The following is a 20155-nucleotide window of genomic DNA, read 5'->3' as shown; positions in this document are numbered from 1 at the left end:
TCATTATTTGCTTAATAGTTGTAGGAATAAAATGCGAAAAGCGCTGATAACAGGAGTAACGGGGCAGGATGGATCATACCTTGCAGAGTTTTTACTCTCACGTGGGTATGAAGTTCATGGCATCAAGCGTCGAGCGTCCTCCCTAAATACGGATAGAATCAATCATTTGTACCAGGATCCTCATATAGTGGGTCGGAGTTTTTTTTTACACTATGGGGATCTTACCGATAGTTCAAATTTAACACGTATCTTGCAGGAAGTTCAGCCTGATGAGGTATATAACCTTGCGGCTCAATCTCACGTAGCCGTGAGCTTTGAGTCCCCTGAGTATACAGCTGATGTTGACGCGCTCGGGTGTTTGAGGCTTCTTGAGGCAATTCGACTTTTGGGCTTAAATAAGAAAACTAAGTTTTATCAGGCTTCCTCATCGGAATTGTACGGGCTTGTTCAGGAGACTCCACAGTCTGAATCGACCCCATTTTACCCGCGATCACCTTATGCAGTTGCAAAACTATATGCTTATTGGATTACTGTAAACTTTAGAGAAGCTTATGGGATCTATGCATGTAACGGAATTCTTTTTAATCATGAATCACCACGCAGGGGAGAGACTTTTGTAACAAGAAAGATAACTCGTGGCCTAGCCAATATTGCACAGGGACTAGAGTCCTGCCTTTATTTGGGGAATTTAAATGCCCTTCGTGATTGGGGGCATGCACGTGATTATATCGAAATGCAGTGGTTAATGCTCCAGCAGGAAAAGCCGCAAGACTTTGTAATAGCTACGGGGCTTCAAGCCTCAGTAAGAGATTTTGTGAAAATAGCTGCTAAAGAACTGGGTATTGAAGTAGATTTCACAGGAGAGGGTTTAGAGGAAAAGGGTATAATCACCTCGATCTGTGGAAGTAACGCTCCTGGGGTAAAATCTGGAGACACAATTATACGTGTTGACCCTAGATATTTTCGACCAGCAGAAGTTGATGCTCTGCTAGGTGATCCAAGTCGGGCGAGAAAGATTCTTGGGTGGGAGCCTAGAATAAGTTTAAGTGAACTTATAAGTGAGATGGTTTCAAATGATCTTGATCAAGCCAAGCGGGATGTGCTCTTGAGTAACAATGGGTTTAGCATAAATGCTCAAAGGGAACAGTGAATGAAAAAGCGTATTTTTATAGCTGGGCATCGTGGTATGGTTGGCTCGGCTTTAGTAAGAGCATTTAATAATATCGAGGGTTTCCAAGTTGTTACCAGAGCGCGTGCTGATCTTGATCTTACCAGTCAGGCTGCGGTTAATGATTTTTTTATCAATGAGAAAATAGATGCAGTATACCTAGCCGCAGCGAGAGTTGGCGGAATTTACGCGAATGCTAATTTCCCAGCAAATTTTATCTATGAAAATTTATCAATTGCGAATAATGTTATTCATGAAGCATTTTCTTCGGGAGTTAAAAAGCTTTTATTTTTTGGTTCTTCGTGTATATATCCGAGGGTTACCTCACAGCCAATACCTGAGAGTGCTCTGTTACAGGGTTCATTAGAGCCAACAAATGAGCCTTATGCGATCGCAAAAATTGCCGGTATTAAATTATGTGAGTCATATAATAGACAGTATGGTACTGATTATCGTAGCGTAATGCCTACGAATCTTTATGGACCAAATGATAATTTTCACCCGAGAAATTCTCATGTGATTCCGGCGCTGATTCGTCGTTTTCATGAGGCTAAGATAAACGGAGATACGAAAGTTGAGGTTTGGGGTTCGGGCTCAGCAATGCGAGATTTTCTTCATGTTGATGACTTAGCCCAGGCGTGTGTACATGTTATGCAATTGCCCGAAGATATTTATTCGAATGAAGTAGAGGCGATGGCTTCACATATTAATATAGGATCTGGTTCTGACTGCAGTATTAGGGAGATAGCAGAGAAAATAGCGCAAGTAGTTGGTTTTCCAGGAGAGCTTTTTTTTAATAGTTCCATGCCAGATGGCACTCCTAGAAAATTATTAGATGCTTCCTTTTTGAATTCGCTGGGTTGGCAGCCAAATATTCAACTTGAGGTAGGCTTAAAAGAAACTTATAAGTGGTTTCTCGCTAACAAGCATAAATAATTTATCTTGCAAATAGATAGTATGTGTTCTATATGAAGAAAGTAAGTATTATTACTGTTTGTTATGATAGTGTGGATACAATACAAGACACTTTAGAGTCTGTTTTAAAGCAAGATTATCCTAATATTGAATATATTATTGTAGACGGCGGATCTACAGATGGGACAATGGATATAGTGAAGTGTTATTCAGGCAGAATATCAACAATTGTATCTGAGCCTGATCGCGGTATTTATGATGCTATGAATAAAGGTATTGAGTTGGCAAGTGGTGATTTTGTTGGGATTCTGAACTCCGATGATGTTTATACTGATAACCGTGTAATATCAGATATTATGAAGCAGCTCACCATGACTAATTCAGATTGTATTTATGGTGACTTGGAAATCGTCGCTAAAGATGATTTGAATCATCGATTAAGATTTTGTAGTTCTAGAAAATTTTCCATCTCAAAATTTAGATGGGGTTGGATGATTCCCCATCCAACATTTTTTGTCAAGCTTAGTTGCTATAAGCGGCTAGGGTTGTATAAGCTTGGCTATCGGATATCTGCAGATTTTGAATTGTTGGTAAGGTTTTTATACTTAAACAGAATTAGTTCTACACGACTTCCTAGATGCATAGTTAGGATGCGGCAGGGGGGGTTAGCACTAGTGGGTTTTTTTCCAGGCTTGACCAGAATTTTGAGATAGTACAAGCCTGTAGAGAAAATGGTATTTACACTAATATAGGATTTGTACTCATGAAAACTCCATTTAAGTTATTTGAGTATGTAAAACGAGGAAGTGGGTAAAAGTATAGTAGTTCAGGCTTGATCTGACAGCTACCAGCTTTTCAGAAGATGTTCTGTCAGGTCAAATCCAGTTTACGAGTTTTTCCTTCTGGTGGATCATGCGGTTAATTCTGTAACGATTGCTTTGCCCGTTCGACCGATGCCAAAATTTGGTTGGCAGGCTTTGTTCATTTGAACGGCTTTGCGCTCTCCGTGTTATGGGCTTTGATAAATTTCTCAAGCTCCAACTTTAACTCTGAAATACTGGTGAATACTCCGCGATAAAATGCTCGACGCTCTAATTGAGAAACCCAGTCCTCTACAGTGTTCAGCCACGAAGAGCTGATTGGAGTGCAGTGTAAATGGATGCGAGGATGAGTATTGACCCACTCCAGAACTTCTTTTGTTTTGTGCGCGCTGAGGTTGTCCAAAACGATGTGGAGATCCTTATCCGAATTTGTACGTCGATCAATCAACTTCAAGAAGGATAAAAATTCCTTGCTGTTCATCCGCTCTGCCACTTCCCCAATCACTTTGCCCTTCAAAGTATTAAAATCTGCGTACAAACTGGCCGTTCCATGTCTTTTATAATCGTATGTCCGACTACCAATCCGGCTGGCTTGGATTGAGAGGAAGGCCTGGTTGTGTTCGGTCCAAAGCTTGAATCTGTGTTTTTTCATCAACACTTAGAACAATGGCGTTTTCTGGTGGATTCATATACAAACCCACGATGTCTACGACCTTATCAGATAGCTCTGGATCATTGCTGATCTTGAACGTTTTTAATCGGTATGGGCGTAAATCTGCGGCTGCCCAGATCTGCCGAACTTGCCAAGGTGTTATTTCCGTGTACTTGGCCATCAACTCAACGCTCCAGTGTGTAGCTTCTTCAGGGATGCGTTTTGTTGTCCGATCTACAACCTCTTTGTAGAGTGCAGTTGCTCGGTCGCTACGAGGGCGTTCAAGCAACCCATTAGGACCTTCCTCCTCAAACCGATTTCTCCAACGGTGAACTGACTTGGGCGAAGTTCGTTGCGCTTCGGCGACTTCAGTGGGAGTTATGCCTTCGCTGAACTTCAGAATAATCTTCGCCAGCATAATCTGCCCATGCGGCAGAGTCGTCGAGCGCAGGGCGCCCGCGGTTTCGCTAGAAATTTGAAAAGGTTTTGGTGTGCGCATAAATAGATGATACTCCCACCTGTCCATAAGTTATATTGTTTTCCGCATGCGCCACTAGATGCCTCTTCCATCTTCAAGAGTTGCTATCGGTGTGAGGGCGCAACACTTCTTGCCCTGGTGGGTGTGGTCATTATTATAATATAACGAGCCATCCATCTAGATCCTTTTATAGCCTGGGGGTTGAGTATCAATTTCACCACAGGCTTCATGGCTTCATCATCATACCGCTTTCGCTCTAAAGCCTGAACTTGTGACTCGGTGAGGATTAGTCCCTCCTCAGCTACCATGGCCTCAAGCTTTTGAAGTTGGCTTAGTCATGTCTTAACCAGATGCTTCGAACGCCACTTGGGACACAAATACACGGCGCTTACGCTATTCATTGGAGACTCTATCCTGTCTATGGGCAGGATGTTTGAGAGCATAAGTCAACACCGCCTACTCAGTAATATTGTCAACATGCCTCTTGTAGTTTGGCATTCCAAGATAGGCGCCCACGCTGCCACTTGTAAAAGCTTCCTTTTATCGATAGAGGGTGTCTCTCGCTTGCAAGCTTTGGTGATATTACTGAGTTCTTTTGCCCGACTGAGAGATCTGGTCTTGTGTTTGAAAATACGATCATTAGTATGGGTTATGGGGTTTACACTTGGTTTTGCTTCTAGGTTTAGACATCTTCATCAAAACCAATAAACCCCTCTTTTTCATGAGAATGTGTCAGATTTGGTTTGAACTAATCCATATTAACCATGATAGAACTTTGATAATAATTTTTATTTATGAGGTTAGCATTGTAATGCAATTGGGGCTGTTTTCTGTAAATGTTGTGAGCTTGATGTTTGTAGTTTACTTAATTTTTTACATGCTTCTTGCATTACGAGGGAAATACAATCTGTTGTTGGCGCGCTAAAATCTATCCATTGAGGAGCTATAATAGTTGAGTTAGTACTTAATTGATCTGCTTCTTTATTTCCTCCGGCGGTTCTTAGGAAATAATTTTCAGGTGAGAACCCTAGCATCCAAACTGGGGTTCCTGCCGCCGCAGCTAGTTCCATGGGTAGTGAGCTAATTCCGATCATTAAGTCTAAACCTTCGAGAATTGGTGACATGCCATCAAAGTCATTGAAAAAATCGATGCCTTCTACGATTTTGATATTATTTTTATGGCAGAATTCTAGTTCATCTTCCTCAATACAATGTTGCATAGACCAAATTTCTATATTCTCTAGCTTAGTAATGGGTAAGAAATCTTCTACCTTTAAATACATGAACTTTCGCCACATTGTAACGAAATGGCTACGCCAGAGTATTCCAATTTTTAATTTTGCTGTTGATTGGCGTTTAATGTTTTGACTAAGGTAGCCACCTTGTTTATTAAAAGGGATGTTGCCAATAAATCGATTGAAAAATAGGTTTTGGCCAAATGTTATTCCATCTGCTTGATCCATTAAATCTTTGCATTCATTAGTTAATATTTGGGACAGTTTTTGATTGAGCCCAGATATTCTCGGATCACTTGAGCTAGAATTCTTGGTAAGTCCTTTTCTATATCGTTCGACTGGGATAAAGGTAATATTAGGGAATGAGTACTGAAATATATTGGTAAGGCGAGGATCGCAGCTGATGGTGATTCTTTCAAATGTCTTGCTTAAGTAAGAATAGAACTGGGCAGTTCTTACCTCATCACCAACACCCTCATCTCCAATAATAAATAGATTTTTAATTGACCCATCGGTTGGTATCTGTTCATAGTTGTAAAAGCGATCACCATAAATTCGCTTTAGTAATTGCCAATGAGCAGCGTGCCTTTTTGAATATAATCCGCTTTTGTACTGGCCGCTCATGAGCAGGCTTATAGTTTTATCTGAGCCAATACTAGCATTGACTCCAGTCCTACCTGCGCCAGTGATCCCATAGCCATGTTTATTCCTAACTTCAAGAATGCTGTCCATTTTTCCGCCAGCTCTTGGCAAGGTTAATCGTAACCCTTGTGCGGCTATTGAGTCAGATGGATCCTCTTCGATCACACGTTTAAAGTGGTCCCTTGCGGATAAAAAGTTGTTGGCGACAAAGCAATTGAGCCCCTCTGCGGAAAACTGGGATAGTACAGTATTGGGAAGTTGCAAGTGGCTTGAAATTAACCCTTGAATTTCATCTAGTAAGTCGAGACGCAGTAATCGAGTTAGAATTTGGTCTTTCTTGTATATGTTTGCATCGTGATACAATTCACGAATCTTGTTCAGGGAGTTTTCATAAAGTATTTGAAAGTGTTGATTAATCTCTTTTTGATCATGTGCTAATTGTAATATATCTAAACGGTCCAAAAAACGTTCTGGTAAATCGCTTAGATTAACTCCAGGCCATTCTGGGTCAAAATTTAGTAAAGCCACTAAAACTGTGGGGTTTTGAAGGCCATGATATCGATAAAGGCGCTCCAATATTGATCGGGCTTCATTGGGGTAGCCCATTGCTTTTAGGTGAGAAATGTAACGTAAATGTATGCCGGGATTAGCTAACTCTAAGGTATCTATTTCAGCGTATTCTAATATATCTATATTTGAATCGACATTCAGTCGAATTCGAAACTCCTGAAATCTCGCATGCTTTCTTACTGTCTCGGATGTAGACGAGCAGATTACTTTGTTTAATCGCGCGAATTTTACCTCTGCTTTTGAGCCGGAAAAGAAAATCAGGTCAATGATTGCCTTTTGATCTGATTCTGATAAAGCTGATATGTCACTGTGCTGGATGTATTTATCTAGCATGAGGTCAGCATATGTGCCATCGGTGCTTGAAAGCAGGCATTTTATAATTTGAAAAAGGTCAAGTGGCGCCAGGTTCTGGTGCTCAATTGTTTTGGCAACTATAGATGCACTAGTGAAGTTTTTGAGTCGAAATAAATGTCGGAATAAATCTAATTTTGACTTCTCAGAAATCGGTTGGTCTATTAATGAAAGAAGCTGCTCTTTATTTTTGCTTTCTAGATTTTTTAATACTGAAGGGCTTTTTTGAAGCCTGGCTCTCTTGGGTTCATCTGGAGTTGTTTTATTGTGCGTGAATCTTGATTTAATGCGCGCGAGTCTATGAATTATGGGATGGTTTGCTCCAAAATTTATGATGAGAAATCGTTTTGTTAGTGTATAAATCATAATGTAAGACTCGAATTGACCTATTTGTGTGTTGAATATGTAGCGTCAATATAAATAAGTGAGGTATGAATGCCAATCTATGGGTGGTGAGAATCGCGGGATTATATAAGAAGTTTATGCCCTATGCATCTAGAAAATAGTTGCTTATCCCACCAATATTTCATCAGGGGTCAATTAGGGAGCCTATGATAGTTCTGAAGGTCACTGCGTAACTTGGGAGCTGCAGGTGTTAGGTGTAAGTCGCCGTAAATGATCCTAGTCTTTTGCTGGAGTTACAATGCCCCAGACGTGTTCTTTGGACCCAGGCGGCGAGGTTTTGAGGGTGATCAATGCTATGTGTTACGGCATTTTGAAAAATCTATTCACTCCTGCCAATCTTTGATTTAATTATGATCTGCCCGGAAAGCAAGGGGTGTCATGGATTTATATGGCGGTTCTTTAAGAGAAGAGCCGTGGTAATGCTTCTTCCTCACTTCGGAACTCAGGTAACTGCCTGCCTAGTAATCTTTCTATCAGCATCTTAATCTTTTGCTCATTCAATGGTCGGGAGGGCTTTTGATAGATAGCTGCATTCAGAAGCTTTTGTAGCTCCTTAAGCTCTTCAAAATCCAGTTGGTGTGCGATTTCTGTAAGGTTATTACTTTCGACTCGAGGCCATCGCGCATGAAGCCAGTTTAAGAGGGCATGTTGGATATGGGATGGATCACCATTGTCAACGGCCCTTTTTAAGCCTGATTCTTGCTGTGATTTAGTGCTTTCTTGATTTTTCTGGTTGTGCGTCTTCAGGTTGCCGATATTGCGGCGGAGTCGGTAAAAATACACTACCCACAGCAGGTGGGAGGCGAGGGCGGCTATGGCCAGGTTGCGCCAGAAGTGATCTCGTTCTGCCTGGGTTACAGTGCCTGGTATTGGAGTTGGTAGGTTGTTGACTTCCTGGTCTTGCGGTATGGGGGCTGCGGTGCCACTGACAGTAAAGCGAAAGGCGGGCAGCTGTGTAGCTCGTTGTTTTTTACTTTTGGTGTCCCACCAGGTAATCGTAATTGCTGGAAGCTGGTAGTCGCCAGGCTTGGTAGCGACGATCGCTGTGGTTTCTATGCGGCTGCCAGTAACACCGTTCGGGCCGATTTGATCCTCCTGTTGGGGTTGATCCGGGTAGGTTTTGAGGCCTTCCACATTGAGCCTGGGTAGTGGTGGTAGCTGCGCTGCGCGTAGACCCTCGGCACGAATAGTTAGGATGCGGGTAATGGGTTCGCCAACAGTAAAGGTATCAGGGTCCTGACTCCAGCTTTGTACTACCCCCAGGCTTGCTGCTGGCAGCCAGTGGGCGCCGCTATAGTTATCAGGTTTTGGAAGTACCTCAATCGTTTTTGCCTGGGAGCGCAAGCGCAAGCGCTGACTGTTTCGGTTAAATAGAGAGAAGGGGTCTCTGCGTCCGGCGATGGCAACATAGGTCAGGGCGGGTATGGAGAGCTGTCCGGAACTGTCGGGGAACACTGCGTAAGTAAGCTCATAAACTGCATGGCTAACACCATCGAGCTTGCGTTCGTATCGCTGTTCATCGACCTTTTCAACATGTGCGCCGGCGACCTGGAGTGGTTCAGTGGCAATATCGTGCAGGCCGATAGTGGTAAACAGGCGCACTTTGACCAGTAACTGCTCTTGGACATAGGCCTTGTCTTTGTCTAACTCGACCTCCAGAAATGCCTTGCGGTTAGCGCCGTCAGGAGCACTCCCTGCTTCGCTAACAGTAATAGGAATAGCATCAGAAACTTGGCCTTTATAGTGGAGCGAGGGGATGAACAGGTCTCCTTCACGCTTGGGGGCGAGTGTGAGCATCCATTCCACGAAGCTTTCTGCTCGGCCATTGATAACACGGTATTGGTTAGATTGCTGCCTTGAGAGGATGTCAAAGTCCTGCTCTAGTTGCTCGAAGTCAGGTTGCCCACCATTTTCATCGCCAGAGTAACGTACGCGCAGGTTTAAAGTTTCATCAATGCCGATCTTATTTCTATCGACACTGGCACTGAGCTCATTGCCTAAGGTGATATTACTGATGCCGAGCAACAAAAACATAAGGAGTAGGTGGAAAAAGCCGGCCTGGCTAATACCTTTATTCAGTGATTGTTTTTTGTTGACGTGTACCATTAACTTTCCTGGATTTAGTGCACTCATAAGATATTGTGGGGTGGAATCTTTTCCTACCATCTTTGGGTAGCACCATTTTCAGGGGGCTCCCATTCTCCACTGCGATAGGCCCGGCGCCGTTGCAGGCTTTCATATTTGAACTTTTCACGCATCAAGCCGGCGGGGTCGTCTGGGATTTGCCTCAGCCACTGATCGAGTGCCTGTTGGGTTTCCGGGTCCAGTGGGCTCTCATCAGCGCCTGCAGCTTGCTTCTGATCCTGTTGTTCCTTTTGCTCTTTTTCACCTTGCTGAGATTGTTGTTGGGATTGTTCCTGTTGTTCTTCTTGCTGCTCGTTCTGAGTGGGCTGCTGCTGTGCAGACTGTTCCCCATTCAGCTCGGATTCCTGCTGTGAAGATTGAGATTCACTGGATGAGGGCGGTTGCTGGTTTTTCTGTTGCTGATCCTGTTGGTCTTGCTGCTGTTGATTTCCGGACTGTTGGTCCTGATTCTGGTCCTGCCCTTGCTGTTGCTCCTGCTGCTCCCCGGACTGTTGCTGGGATTGTTGTTGCTGTTGTTGGCGTTCTTGTAACTCTTGCAATTTTTTTGCGATATCCCTGTTATGTGCAGCATCGGCAAACTGAGGGGTTTGTTTCAAGGCCTTATTGTAGGCTTCGATGGCCTGTTCGTAGTTGCCTTGCTGAACCAGGCTGTTGCCGAGGTTATACTGTCCCTGGGGATCATTGCTCAGGGAAAAATCCTCTTGCGCAGCGGCGTAGTCCCCAGCGCGATAATTGGCTGTCCCACGCCATTCCGGGTTGTGGAAAGTTTCCGCCGCCTCTCCGGCCTCGCCCTCATTTAATAATTTCTGGCCTTGCTGATCTTTGCGTTGCCATAAATCTTTCCATTCGATGGCGCGGCTTTCGTGGGGAAAACCTGCTAGAAGAGCAATGGGTAGGATGCAAGCTAAAGCTCCACGACGGAAAAATAGAGCGGCGAATGGCAGGATTAGCAGGATAAGTAACGGTCCCTCATCTCGCCATTGGTCAAATTCCCTTTCGGTTAATTCGGCGCGCTGTGGGCCCTCAGTTTGTGGAAGAAGGTGTTCGATATCTGAGTCACTTACAGAAATCTTTGCATAGCGGCCACCGCTATCTCTTGCGAGTTGGCGAAGTTCTCGAGGATCGAAATTAGAAATTACTATGGCCCCCTTGCTGTCGGTGACAAAGCCGCCGCTGTTGCCTCGCGGGATCGGGCTGCCTTCGCCGCTGCCTACGGCAAGAATATTCAGTTCGACATTCGCATCTGACAGGGATTTTGCCACCGTATCTGCCGCCATGGGGTCTATACCGTCGGTTACGGCCAGTAATTGCCCACGCCCAGCGGCCCCATCTTTCAATAAGCGAATTCCTGTTGTAACAGCCATCTCTATGTTGCTGCCGGGCACTGGCATAATTGCGGGCGACAGGGCGGGCACTAAGTTGGCAATAGTGGCGGTATCCTCCGTGAGTGGTGTCACCACGTGGGCCTCTCCGGCATAGGCGACCAGGGCAGTCAGGCCGTCCTGACGCTCACGCAAAATATCAAGGATTTTTAGGCGTGCTCGTGTCAGGCGATTTGGAGAGAGGTCCGTGGCCATCATGGAAGGCGACAGATCCAACAGTATGACCAGGGCATCCTGGTTGCTGTATACCGGTGTGGGCAGTTTTCTCCAGGTTGGCCCGGACAGGGCAATAATCATAATAGCCAGTAGGGCAAAAATCAGGCTGAACAGCCATGGACGTCTGGCACCGCCGCGCATCAGAAGATGTGGCAATAAATCTGCATCGATGATTTTCTGCAGCTGAGAGCCATTGAGAATGGACTTGCCCAATCCCCAGCAAACCAATGCTGCAGGAATTAAAAGCCACAGCCAGTGGGGGCGGAGAAAATGAAAAGACTGAAACAGTTCTGCAGTGCTCACCGGGCCTGGCCTCCGTTGGTCATTCTTTGGTTGCTTCCGTTTTGCTGCTGTCTCATGTTAGTGGCAAGTGGGAACAGGGCCCAGGTACCAGCGAGCAGCAAGGCAACGCTAAGAGGCCAGATAAATAGGGATTTTAGCGGGCGATAACTTTCGGCCTCCTGTTCTACTGGTTCCAGTTCGTCTAGCTCGGCATAAATGTCTGCAAGCTCCTTGGGGTTGTGCGCCCTGAAATAGCGCCCCCCGGTTTCATCGGCAATAGCCTGTAGGGTTTTACTGTCCAGATCGCGAGAGGGATTGATACGGCGGCTACCATAACGGCTCCCCAGCAATCCTGGTTGAACCATCTCTTCGGCGCCAACGCCAATGGTATAGACAGTTATTCCAGCCTGTTGCGCCAGCTCGGCCGCTTTCAATGGGGAGACCTCCCCCGCGGTATTGGCTCCATCAGTCAGCAGGATCAGGACCCGTTGGTCGGCGGGGCGCTGGGTAAGCCGTTTCACGGATAAACCTATGGCGTCGCCAATGGCTGTGCCCTGTCCGGCGAAGCCTATCTGCGCCTCGCGCAGCAAAGTACCCACTGTTTCGCGATCATAAGTAAGCGGCGCCTGGAGATAAGCGCGGGTGCCAAAAAGTACCAGGCCCAGGCGGTCTCCCTGGCGGCGCTCTACAAAACTCCCAACGACCTGTTTGACAGCGTTGATACGCATAGCGGGCCGACCGCCAATCATCATATCAGGGGTTTCCATACTGCCTGAGATATCCACTGCTACCAGGAGGTCGCGGGCGCTGCTGGTCTGAGTAATTGGCTCGCCATACCAGCGTGGACGTGCGGCAGCAATAATCAACAGCAGCCATATAAGTGTGAGTAATAGCAGGCTGAAGTAATTGCGCTGTTCCCCACCACTTCGCCGGGATACATCAGCGTAAAAGGGGACCTTCAGAGCACTGCTGAGTGGCTTGTCTTTGGGTAGTAGCCAGCGGGCCAGAAATGGCAGGGGGGCGAGAAAGAAAACCCAAGGCCAGGCGAATTCAAACACTGGCAACCTCCTTACCAATCTGTACAGGAGGGGTGTTTTTGTGTGAGTCGTGCATTTTTACCCAGCTAATGGCGTATTCGCACAGAGCTTGATTGTTAGCGGGGTCAGATGTTCCTCGGTAGAGCTGTTCCAGCAAAGCCTGGCGAGCACCGGGGGGCATTCTTGGGGAGTGCAGCTCTCCAGGAAATTCAGCCACTGGGTACCGGTTAAGTTTCCACAGCGGGCTCGACCAAAGGTGGTTACGGCAGCACGCTTGAGGATTTCATTGATCTCTGCAGTTGCTGCAGGTTTATCTATATCCACCGCTTCCAGTAAGGTAACTGCTTCCAGGCGATAACGGTTACGCGCAGCCTTTTTGCGTCGGTATCTGGTTAACAGGATGATGCCCAAAAAGCAAAGTAGAAGAAGCAAGATGAGTATCCACCACCCAGGTGCCGGCGGCCACCAGCTTACCGGGGCAGGCTCCTGTATATCGTGAAGTTGAGCCAGTAATTCCTGGGCCTCTGGTGATGGAGGTTGCATCTGTTGCTGTTTTCTCAGCATGCGTTCTTTTCCGAAAGTGCTAGTACTACTACGGTGAAATAAAAACCGGGCATCAAAAACACATTTACTTCCTTATCAGTCACGGTTACTGCCTTTTGTTTTTGTGCCAACCATTTTGCTGGCGTGAACCGTAAAATGACATTAGCTCTGACACCAGGGGTTTGGTGTTGTCAAAGTCCAGTAGTGGCAGCTTGTGCCGACGACAAAGCTGCTCTACATCCATTCGAGCCTGAGCCTGTTTATCTGCAAAGTGTTCACGTAGCGATCGGTTACCCGCATTGAGGAAGGTCCGTTGACGGCCATCGGATATCGTGAGTGATTGTGTTGGCAGCTGCAGTTCGAGGGGGTCGGTAACCCGAATCACTTGTAGGTCGGCGTGCCGGGATAGAAGATACAGTGATTGAGAGCAGTGCTCGTCAAGGTCGTGGCAATCACTAATCAGGAACAGGGCACTGCCAGGACGGGCGATGCGTCGCGCCTCCTCCAGGAGTGTTTTCATGGTTTGGCTGCCATTTTCCGCAACGGGGCTGCGTAGTTCTGCAGCTCTGGCGACGATATTGTGAATCATTGACAGTACCGCGTGATGGCTGCGTCGAGGCCGTACAGTGTCAATTTCCTGATCGCAGAAAAGCAGGGCGCCAATGCGATCGCTATGTTGGAGCCCAGCCCAGCCCAGCGCTGCGGCGATGCCGCTTGCAGCGACGGACTTAAAGGCTCGATGGCTGCCGAAAAACATAGGTGAGCGCAAGTCCAAAAGGATTACCACGGGCCTCTCCCGCTCTTCCTGGTATAACTTGGTATGAGTTTTTCCTGTTCGGGCTGTCACGCGCCAATCGATAGAGCGCACATCATCGCCGGCCTGGTAGTCCCGCACTTCTTCAAAATTCATCCCACGCCCACGATAGCGGGTAAGCAGGTTGCCGGCCTGATCGCTACGAACCAAGCGAGGCTTGAACAGTTGTAACTGGCGCGCGGCATAGCGCATTTGCACGAGAGGGCTTACTTCCGGGTAAGCCCCGCGTAAATCCAGTTCAGTTGGGGAAGCTGCGACATGCATTAGATTGCCGGCACCTGTTGCAGCAGGCGTTGAATTACCTGGTCGGTAGTTATACCAGCAGCTTCTGCTTCAAAACTGAGCAATAAGCGGTGGCGCAGAATATCTGGCGCTACATCCATTACATCATCGGGCGTGACATAGTCGCGCCCTGCGAGCCAAGCCCGGGCGCGGGCACAGCGATCGAGAGCAATTGTTGCCCGCGGACTTGCACCAAAATCTAGCCATGACGCCAGCTCGCTGTCATACTTCGCCGGCTCGCGTGTAGCAATGACAAGTTGGACAATATAGGTCTCCACGGCTTCAACCATCTGCATCTCAAGAATCTGGTTGCGAGCCTGGAAAATTGTCTCTTGATTGATGGTCTCTGAGGGGCGGTTTTCGCCAAGAGTAGCCTCGGATCTGGCCAGGCGCAGGATTTTTGCTTCCGCCTCTGCGTTGGGGTAGGCAAGATTCACCTGCATTAAAAACCTGTCCAGTTGAGCCTCTGGCAGAGGATAAGTCCCCTCCTGCTCAATAGGGTTTTGGGTGGCCATCACCAAAAATAATTGCGGCAGCGGATAGGTTTTGCGACCTACACTAATTTGTCGCTCGGCCATGGCCTCCAGCAGTGCCGACTGCACTTTGGCCGGCGCGCGATTTATCTCATCGGCCAGGATCAGGTTGTGAAAGACCGGTCCAGGCTGAAAATGGAACTCACCGGTTTCTGGCCGGTAAATGTCGGTACCGGTAATATCTGCCGGTAGCAGGTCTGGCGTAAACTGAACGCGATGGAAGTCTCCCTCAATAGCTTCGCCCAGTGTTTTAATCGCCTTGGTTTTGGCCAGGCCAGGGGCACCTTCCACCAACAGGTGGCCGTCTGCAAGCAGGGCAATCAATATACGATTGACCAGTGTCTCCTGACCGATAATCTGCTCTTCCAGCCAGTCGCCCAGCGCGATAATGCGATCTCTGAAATTCCGGTTTGCTTCCATAGCGTCTCTTCTTTTGCGATTGCGCCTGCCCTGTCGATTTGGGTGGCTATCTACCATCGTTTATATATAGTCGCCGCCAAGAAGGTGGGGCACGTTGATTTTAGCGGCATTAAATGAAGAGGCAACCACCGCAGACAAGCCAACTGATTAGGCGACATAATTTTGAGGAGGCTCTGGCGCCTTCCTCAAGGCTAACTGAAAGTTTAATTTTTAGGACTCTCTCCTGCAGCATTCAGGGGATGAGATGACGATCTTTTCGGATCTACTGTCATTGGATCCGGTGTGACAAAAATGAGATTGGGAGGTTCCCCGTGAATATGGCGACGGTGATTACCGATAGCCGTGAAGAGTTGGTGGCACAAATTTGTGAACTGATTCGCGATAAGCTGGCATGTGAGGCTGAGCCAGTGGTGGCTTTTGCGCAACAGTTCCTGCACCAGTACCCGCTGGAGGATTTGGAAGGCCGGCGCCTGGTGGATGTATACGGCTGCATCTATTCCTGGTGGAACTTTATTCAGCAACGCTCGGATGATTTGCCCAAGGTGCGAATTTTCAACCCGCGCCTGGAGGATGATGGCTGGGAGTGTTCGCATACGGTTATCGGCATTCTATTGCGCGATATGCCTTTCCTGGTTGACTCCGTACGTATGGAGATCAACCAGAGAAATACCGTTATCCATTCCATAAAGAGCACTGTCCTGCGGCTTGAGCGCAATGCCAGCGGCAAACTAAAGCATTTGCTGCCACCTCGAGGTGAGTCCCTGGATCTCTCCTATGAGCATGTCTCAGGAAAGGATCACAAGCCTGTCAAAGGCTCGAAGTTGTTTAATGAAGCCCTGATTTATATTGAAGTAAATCACGATACTTCGACAGAATTTGCATCAGGCTTGGCGACCGCATTGAAAGATATTCTTGGCGATGTGGAGCTAGTGGTCGATGATTACGCGCCGATGCTCGAAACCTGTAGTGCGATGGAGGGGCAGCTGCGCGCAGGGCTTTCTGAGGATGAAACCAATTTGCTGGAAGCCTGCGCCTTCATGCAGTGGATGCGCGATGGCAACTTCACATTCTTGGGGTATCGCGAATATGAGTTCAGCCAGGTGGGCGACAAAAAAATTCTCAGTGAGGTTGAAGACCGCCGTCTGGGGATTTTCAAAAAACTGGAAGAAGCTGCAGCCCCTATGCCGGAGACCGCTTTCAGTGAAGGCAAACAGCGTTTTTATCAAGGCCCGAATTACCTGACCTTTGCCAAGTCCTCGGTCAAATCCCGCGTACATCGCAGCGCGTATTCCGACTATGTAATGATCAAGCGCTACAACGCCGAGGGTGAGGTGATAGGGGAGTCCGCCTTTATGGGGCTCTATACCTCGCCAGTGTATACGGAGAGCCCGGCTAAGATCCCGATTATTCGTCGTAAAATGGCCTCCATTATTGAGTCAAGCGGTCTTTCCGGACACGGCCACGACGGCAAGGCGCTGCGCCGTATCCTGGATACCTTTCCCCGTGACGAGCTGTTCCAGGGGAGCACCCAGGAGCTGTTCAATGTGGTTTTGGGGGTGTTGAGCCTGAATGAGCGTGCGCATATCCGCTTGTTTATGCGCCGTGACCCCTTTGGTAAGTTTGTTACCGCGACTGTGTATGTACCTCGGGAACAATTCAGTAGCAGTGTGCGTGAGTTGATTTGTTCCCACATTGCCAAGGCTATTAAAGCCAAGGATTCGGACTTCACCACATTCTTCTCCGAATCTATCCTCGCGCGGGTGCACTTTGTCTTCCGCGTTTCACCCGACGAGCCCGTAGATATAGATGTAGCGCTGTTGGAGGCGCAGATTGTGGATATAACCCGCTCCTGGGAGGATGTATTTCAAAGATCACTTATTGACAACAGTGGTGAGGAAGAGGGCAACCGTCTTTTCCGCACCTTTGGTCGCGCTTTCCCCGCTGGCTATCGCGAAGATTTTGAGCCGCGTATTGCTGTGCAAGATGTGGCTGCAATCCAAAGCCTCAATGAAAGTAACCGGGTGGCAATGAGCTTCTACCAGCCGGTTGGTGCCGCCCAAGGCAGCCTGCGTTTTAAAGTCTTTAACTGGGGCAGTGGTCTCACCCTCTCTGATGTAATTCCGGTGCTGGAGAACCTTGGCCTGCGGGTAATTGGTGAATTCCCCTATACGATTCGCCCCTGTGGGGCCACCGATGTGTGGATGCATGAATTCCATTTGGAGTTCGGCTTGCCAACCAAGGTTGATGCACAGGCATCCCGCGGATTATTCCAGGATGCTTTCGCAGCTATCTGGAATCATACCGCTGAGAGTGATGCCTTTAACCGTTTGGTGTTGGCTGCACGCTTGAATTGGCGCGAAGTCTCTATGTTGCGAGCCTATGCCCGCTACCTGAAGCAAACCAAGTCCGGTGCCAGCCAGAGTTATGTCGCAGCGACACTGGCCAGTCATGTGGAAATCACCCGTAATCTGGTAGCGCTTTTCCGCGCTCTGTTTGACCCCCGGCTCAGTACTGGCAAGCAGGAGCAGACCCGGGTTGAGCGCTTGATTAGCAAGATCCACGACGGTTTAGATAATGTCGATAACCTCAACGAAGATCTGGTGTTGCGCCGTTACCTTGAATTGATACTGGCTACTTTGCGCACAAACTTTTTTCAGCCTGATGAGGAAGGGAACCCTAAGGATTACATCTCAATCAAGTTCAGCCCACGAGATATTCCTGGTATACCCGAGCCGCGCCCTGAGTTTGAAATTTTTGTCTACTCGCCCAAAGTGGAAGGCGTACACCTGCGCGGGAGTAAGGTTGCGCGTGGCGGCCTGCGCTGGTCGGATCGCTTAGAGGATTTCCGTACAGAGGTGCTGGGACTGGTAAAAGCGCAGGCGGTCAAAAATGCAGTGATTGTTCCCAGTGGTGCCAAGGGTGGATTTGTGGTGCGCCGCCCGCCGGCGGATGGCAGTCGCGAAGCCATGATGGAAGAGGGGATAGCTTGTTATAAAACATTTATTCGCGGTCTGTTGGATATTACCGACAACCTTAAAGATGGCGATATAGTGCCGCCACGACAGGTTGTACGCCGGGATGAGGATGACCCCTACCTGGTAGTGGCCGCAGATAAGGGGACCGCGACTTTCTCGGATATCGCTAACGGTATCGCTCAGGATTATGGCTTCTGGTTAGGGGATGCTTTTGCTTCTGGCGGTAGCCAGGGGTATGACCACAAGAAAATGGGAATCACCGCACGCGGCGCCTGGGTATCGGTGCAGAGGCATTTTCGTGAGATGGGCATAGATGTCCAGAGGGAGGACTTCTCTGTAGTTGGTATCGGTGATATGGGTGGAGATGTTTTCGGGAATGGAATGTTGCTCTCCGAGCATATCCGCCTGAAAGCTGCATTTAACCATATGCACATCTTCATTGACCCGAGCCCGGATGCAGCTTCCAGCTTTGAGGAGCGCAAGCGCTTGTTTGAGTTGCCGCGTTCCAGCTGGCGGGATTACGATCGCAAACTGATTTCTAAGGGAGGGGGCATTTTTGAGCGCCGTGTTAAGGCGATTAAAATCTCTCCGGAGATGAAAGAAGCCTTTGACATTAAAGATAACCAACTTACACCCAATGAATTGATCAGTGCACTATTGCGCGCACCGGTGGACTTGATCTGGAACGGTGGTATTGGAACTTACGTCAAGGCAGCTACTGAAACTGATGCCGAAGTAGGGGACAAGTCCAATGATCACCTGCGAGTCAATGGTTTGGAACTGCGTGCGAAAGTCTTTGGCGAAGGTGGCAACCTGGGGGTGACCCAGCGTGGGAGAATTGAGTTTGCCCTTAACGGTGGTCGGTGTAATACCGACTTCATTGATAATGCCGCTGGCGTAGATTGCTCTGACCATGAAGTAAATATCAAGATTCTCCTCGATAAAATAGTGGCTAATGGGGACTTGACTGAAAAACAACGCAACCAGCTGCTGCACGGCATGACCGACTCAGTGAGTGACCTGGTGCTGCACAACAACTATGACCAGACTCGTGCCCTGAGTGTGGCGGAGTACCAGGTCTCCAAGCGCCTGGATGAATACCGTCGAACGATCAATACCCTGGAGGAAGACGGTCGCCTGAATCGTGCGTTGGAGTTTATTCCCGACAATGAGCAGATCTCTGATCGCGTGCACAAGGGGCAGACCCTTACCCGGCCGGAGCTGTCGGTATTGATTTCCTATGTAAAGGTGAAGCTCAAAGAGGAATTGCAGGGGGCGGAAATTACCAGTAATCCCCGTGTGCGTGAGGCGGTAGAGTCAGCTTTCCCGGCGGAGCTGGTGGGGCGCTACAAAGAGCAGGTATATGAGCACCCGCTACTGCGCCAGATTGTTTCCACCCAGGTGGCTAATGAACTGGTCAATAGTATGGGTATTACCTTCTATAACCGTATCAGTAGCGCCACCGGTGCCGATGTTAACGATGTCGCCGCAGCTTATATCAGCGCCCGCGATGTCTATGAGATGCCGGAATTCCAACAGCAGCTGGCTCAGCTGGATTACATGGTGCCGGCAGAGCTGCAGACTGAACTGCTCAATTCCATGATTGGCCGAGTTCGCCGGGCCACCCGCTGGTTCCTGCGTAATCGCCGCAGCGAGCTGGAGCCGGCACAAAACTGTGAGTTGTTCCAGGAGTCAGTGCAGAGGGTAATCAAGGCGCTACCTAAAGTCTTGAGCGGAGCTCCCTTAACCGAGTGGGAGCAGCGTTACCAGAAATTACTGGAAGCAGGGGTGCCGGAATCCCTGGCGTTGCTGTCGGCATCACCCACCTACCTTTATTCGGCCCTTGGTATTTCTGAGTCAGCCCGCGCGAGCGAAAGGCCAGTGGAAGAGGTTGCCACTGTCTATTTCAGGCTTTCAGATGAGTTGAACTTGCATTGGTTTGGCAACCTGATAGTGGATCTGCCGGTGGATAGCTTCTGGCAAGCGCAGGCCAGAGAAACCAGTATGGATGACCTGGATAGTCAGCTCTCGACTCTGGCGGTGCACATTATGCGTTTGGCGAGTGGCGAGAATTTGGATGTGGATAGTGCAATGTCGCGCTGGAGCGCTATCATGGCGCCTGCTATTCAGCGCTGGCACAATATGATTGCCGAGCTGAAGGCCGCTGCCGTTGGTGATTTCGCAATGTTCACTGTGGCGCTGCGCGAGCTGATGTATCTCGCTCATGCGACAGCCGATCGCGAAAACCTGGCGGAGTAGCTAGTCAGGTTTATCGAGAGGCCACCCATG

The 20155-nt window shown here is 48.3% G+C and carries 11 protein-coding genes and 1 pseudogene; 4 read left to right on the top strand and 8 right to left on the bottom strand.

Annotated elements, in window-relative coordinates; genetic code table 11:
• Nucleotides 1-31 precede the first annotated feature (31 nt).
• Genes gmd through GL2_RS19450 form a run of 3 tightly spaced genes read left to right on the top strand, consistent with a single transcriptional unit; the run spans nucleotide 32 to nucleotide 2796 of the window.
• Nucleotides 32-1150, top strand: coding sequence for a GDP-mannose 4,6-dehydratase (gene gmd, locus GL2_RS19460; RefSeq protein ID WP_143732400.1), 1119 nt, complete (start codon nucleotides 32-34; stop codon nucleotides 1148-1150).
• Entirely contained in the window at nucleotides 1151-2104 is a 954-nt protein-coding gene (locus GL2_RS19455) for a GDP-L-fucose synthase (RefSeq protein ID WP_143732399.1), read from the top strand.
• A 32-nt stretch (nucleotides 2105-2136) separates the two neighbouring features.
• On the top strand, nucleotides 2137-2796 hold the full coding sequence (locus GL2_RS19450) for a glycosyltransferase family 2 protein (protein ID WP_232053690.1): 660 nt from the start codon (nucleotides 2137-2139) through the stop codon (nucleotides 2794-2796).
• 271 nt (nucleotides 2797-3067) lie between these two features.
• On the opposite strand, the pseudogene GL2_RS22500 reads toward GL2_RS19450, so the two are convergent.
• From GL2_RS22500 to GL2_RS19400, 8 genes and pseudogenes are all read right to left on the bottom strand, one after another.
• Nucleotides 3068-4055 (bottom strand): annotated as a pseudogene (locus GL2_RS22500) (IS630 family transposase); the annotation flags it as partial.
• A gap of 779 nt (nucleotides 4056-4834) precedes the next feature.
• Nucleotides 4835-7198, bottom strand: a complete 2364-nt coding sequence (locus tag GL2_RS19430) for a glycosyltransferase family 9 protein (protein WP_143732396.1) — start codon at nucleotides 7196-7198, stop codon at nucleotides 4835-4837.
• A 438-nt stretch (nucleotides 7199-7636) separates the two neighbouring features.
• Nucleotides 7637-9343: a BatD family protein gene (locus tag GL2_RS19425; RefSeq protein WP_143732395.1), complete on the bottom strand. Its 1707-nt coding sequence runs from the start codon at nucleotides 9341-9343 to the stop codon at nucleotides 7637-7639.
• A 53-nt stretch (nucleotides 9344-9396) separates the two neighbouring features.
• Nucleotides 9397-11283: a VWA domain-containing protein gene (locus GL2_RS19420; RefSeq protein WP_143732394.1), complete on the bottom strand. Its 1887-nt coding sequence runs from the start codon at nucleotides 11281-11283 to the stop codon at nucleotides 9397-9399.
• Complete coding sequence (locus GL2_RS19415; RefSeq protein ID WP_143732393.1) at nucleotides 11280-12320, bottom strand: VWA domain-containing protein; 1041 nt, start codon at nucleotides 12318-12320, stop codon at nucleotides 11280-11282. Before GL2_RS19415 ends, GL2_RS19420 begins: the two co-directional genes overlap by 4 nt.
• Nucleotides 12321-12377: 57 nt before the next feature.
• A complete protein-coding gene (locus tag GL2_RS19410; protein ID WP_143732392.1) occupies nucleotides 12378-12863 on the bottom strand; it encodes a DUF4381 domain-containing protein in 486 nt (161 codons plus the stop codon).
• Nucleotides 12864-12948: 85 nt separating this feature from the next.
• A complete protein-coding gene (locus GL2_RS19405) occupies nucleotides 12949-13920 on the bottom strand; it encodes a DUF58 domain-containing protein (RefSeq protein WP_143732391.1) in 972 nt (323 codons plus the stop codon).
• A complete protein-coding gene (locus GL2_RS19400) occupies nucleotides 13920-14891 on the bottom strand; it encodes a MoxR family ATPase (RefSeq protein ID WP_143732390.1) in 972 nt (323 codons plus the stop codon). Before GL2_RS19400 ends, GL2_RS19405 begins: the two co-directional genes overlap by 1 nt.
• Before the next feature lie 317 nt (nucleotides 14892-15208).
• Here GL2_RS19400 and GL2_RS19395 point away from each other — a divergent pair, with 317 nt between their 5' ends.
• Nucleotides 15209-20125, top strand: coding sequence for an NAD-glutamate dehydrogenase (locus GL2_RS19395; protein ID WP_232053862.1), 4917 nt, complete (start codon nucleotides 15209-15211; stop codon nucleotides 20123-20125).
• The last annotated feature ends 30 nt before the right edge of the window (nucleotides 20126-20155 follow it).

The sequence above is a fragment of the Microbulbifer sp. GL-2 genome, assembly GCF_007183175.1.
GTDB lineage: Bacteria > Pseudomonadota > Gammaproteobacteria > Pseudomonadales > Cellvibrionaceae > Microbulbifer.
The sequence above is the reverse complement of the archived record's forward strand: the minus strand, read 5'-3'. Positions and strand labels throughout refer to the sequence as shown.

What these genes read in the sequence shown, in the direction of transcription:
- gmd (WP_143732400.1), top strand. Translation starts at nt 32, where the DNA reads ATGCGAAAAGCGCTGATAACAGGAGTAACGGGGCAGGATGGATCATAC.
- GL2_RS19455 (WP_143732399.1), top strand. Translation starts at nt 1,151, where the DNA reads ATGAAAAAGCGTATTTTTATAGCTGGGCATCGTGGTATGGTTGGCTCG.
- GL2_RS19450 (WP_232053690.1), top strand. Translation starts at nt 2,137, where the DNA reads ATGAAGAAAGTAAGTATTATTACTGTTTGTTATGATAGTGTGGATACA.
- GL2_RS19430 (WP_143732396.1), bottom strand. Translation starts at nt 7,198, where the DNA reads ATGATTTATACACTAACAAAACGATTTCTCATCATAAATTTTGGAGCA.
- GL2_RS19425 (WP_143732395.1), bottom strand. Translation starts at nt 9,343, where the DNA reads ATGGTACACGTCAACAAAAAACAATCACTGAATAAAGGTATTAGCCAG.
- GL2_RS19410 (WP_143732392.1), bottom strand. Translation starts at nt 12,863, where the DNA reads ATGCTGAGAAAACAGCAACAGATGCAACCTCCATCACCAGAGGCCCAG.
- GL2_RS19405 (WP_143732391.1), bottom strand. Translation starts at nt 13,920, where the DNA reads ATGCATGTCGCAGCTTCCCCAACTGAACTGGATTTACGCGGGGCTTAC.
- GL2_RS19400 (WP_143732390.1), bottom strand. Translation starts at nt 14,891, where the DNA reads ATGGAAGCAAACCGGAATTTCAGAGATCGCATTATCGCGCTGGGCGAC.
- GL2_RS19395 (WP_232053862.1), top strand. Translation starts at nt 15,209, where the DNA reads ATGGCGACGGTGATTACCGATAGCCGTGAAGAGTTGGTGGCACAAATT.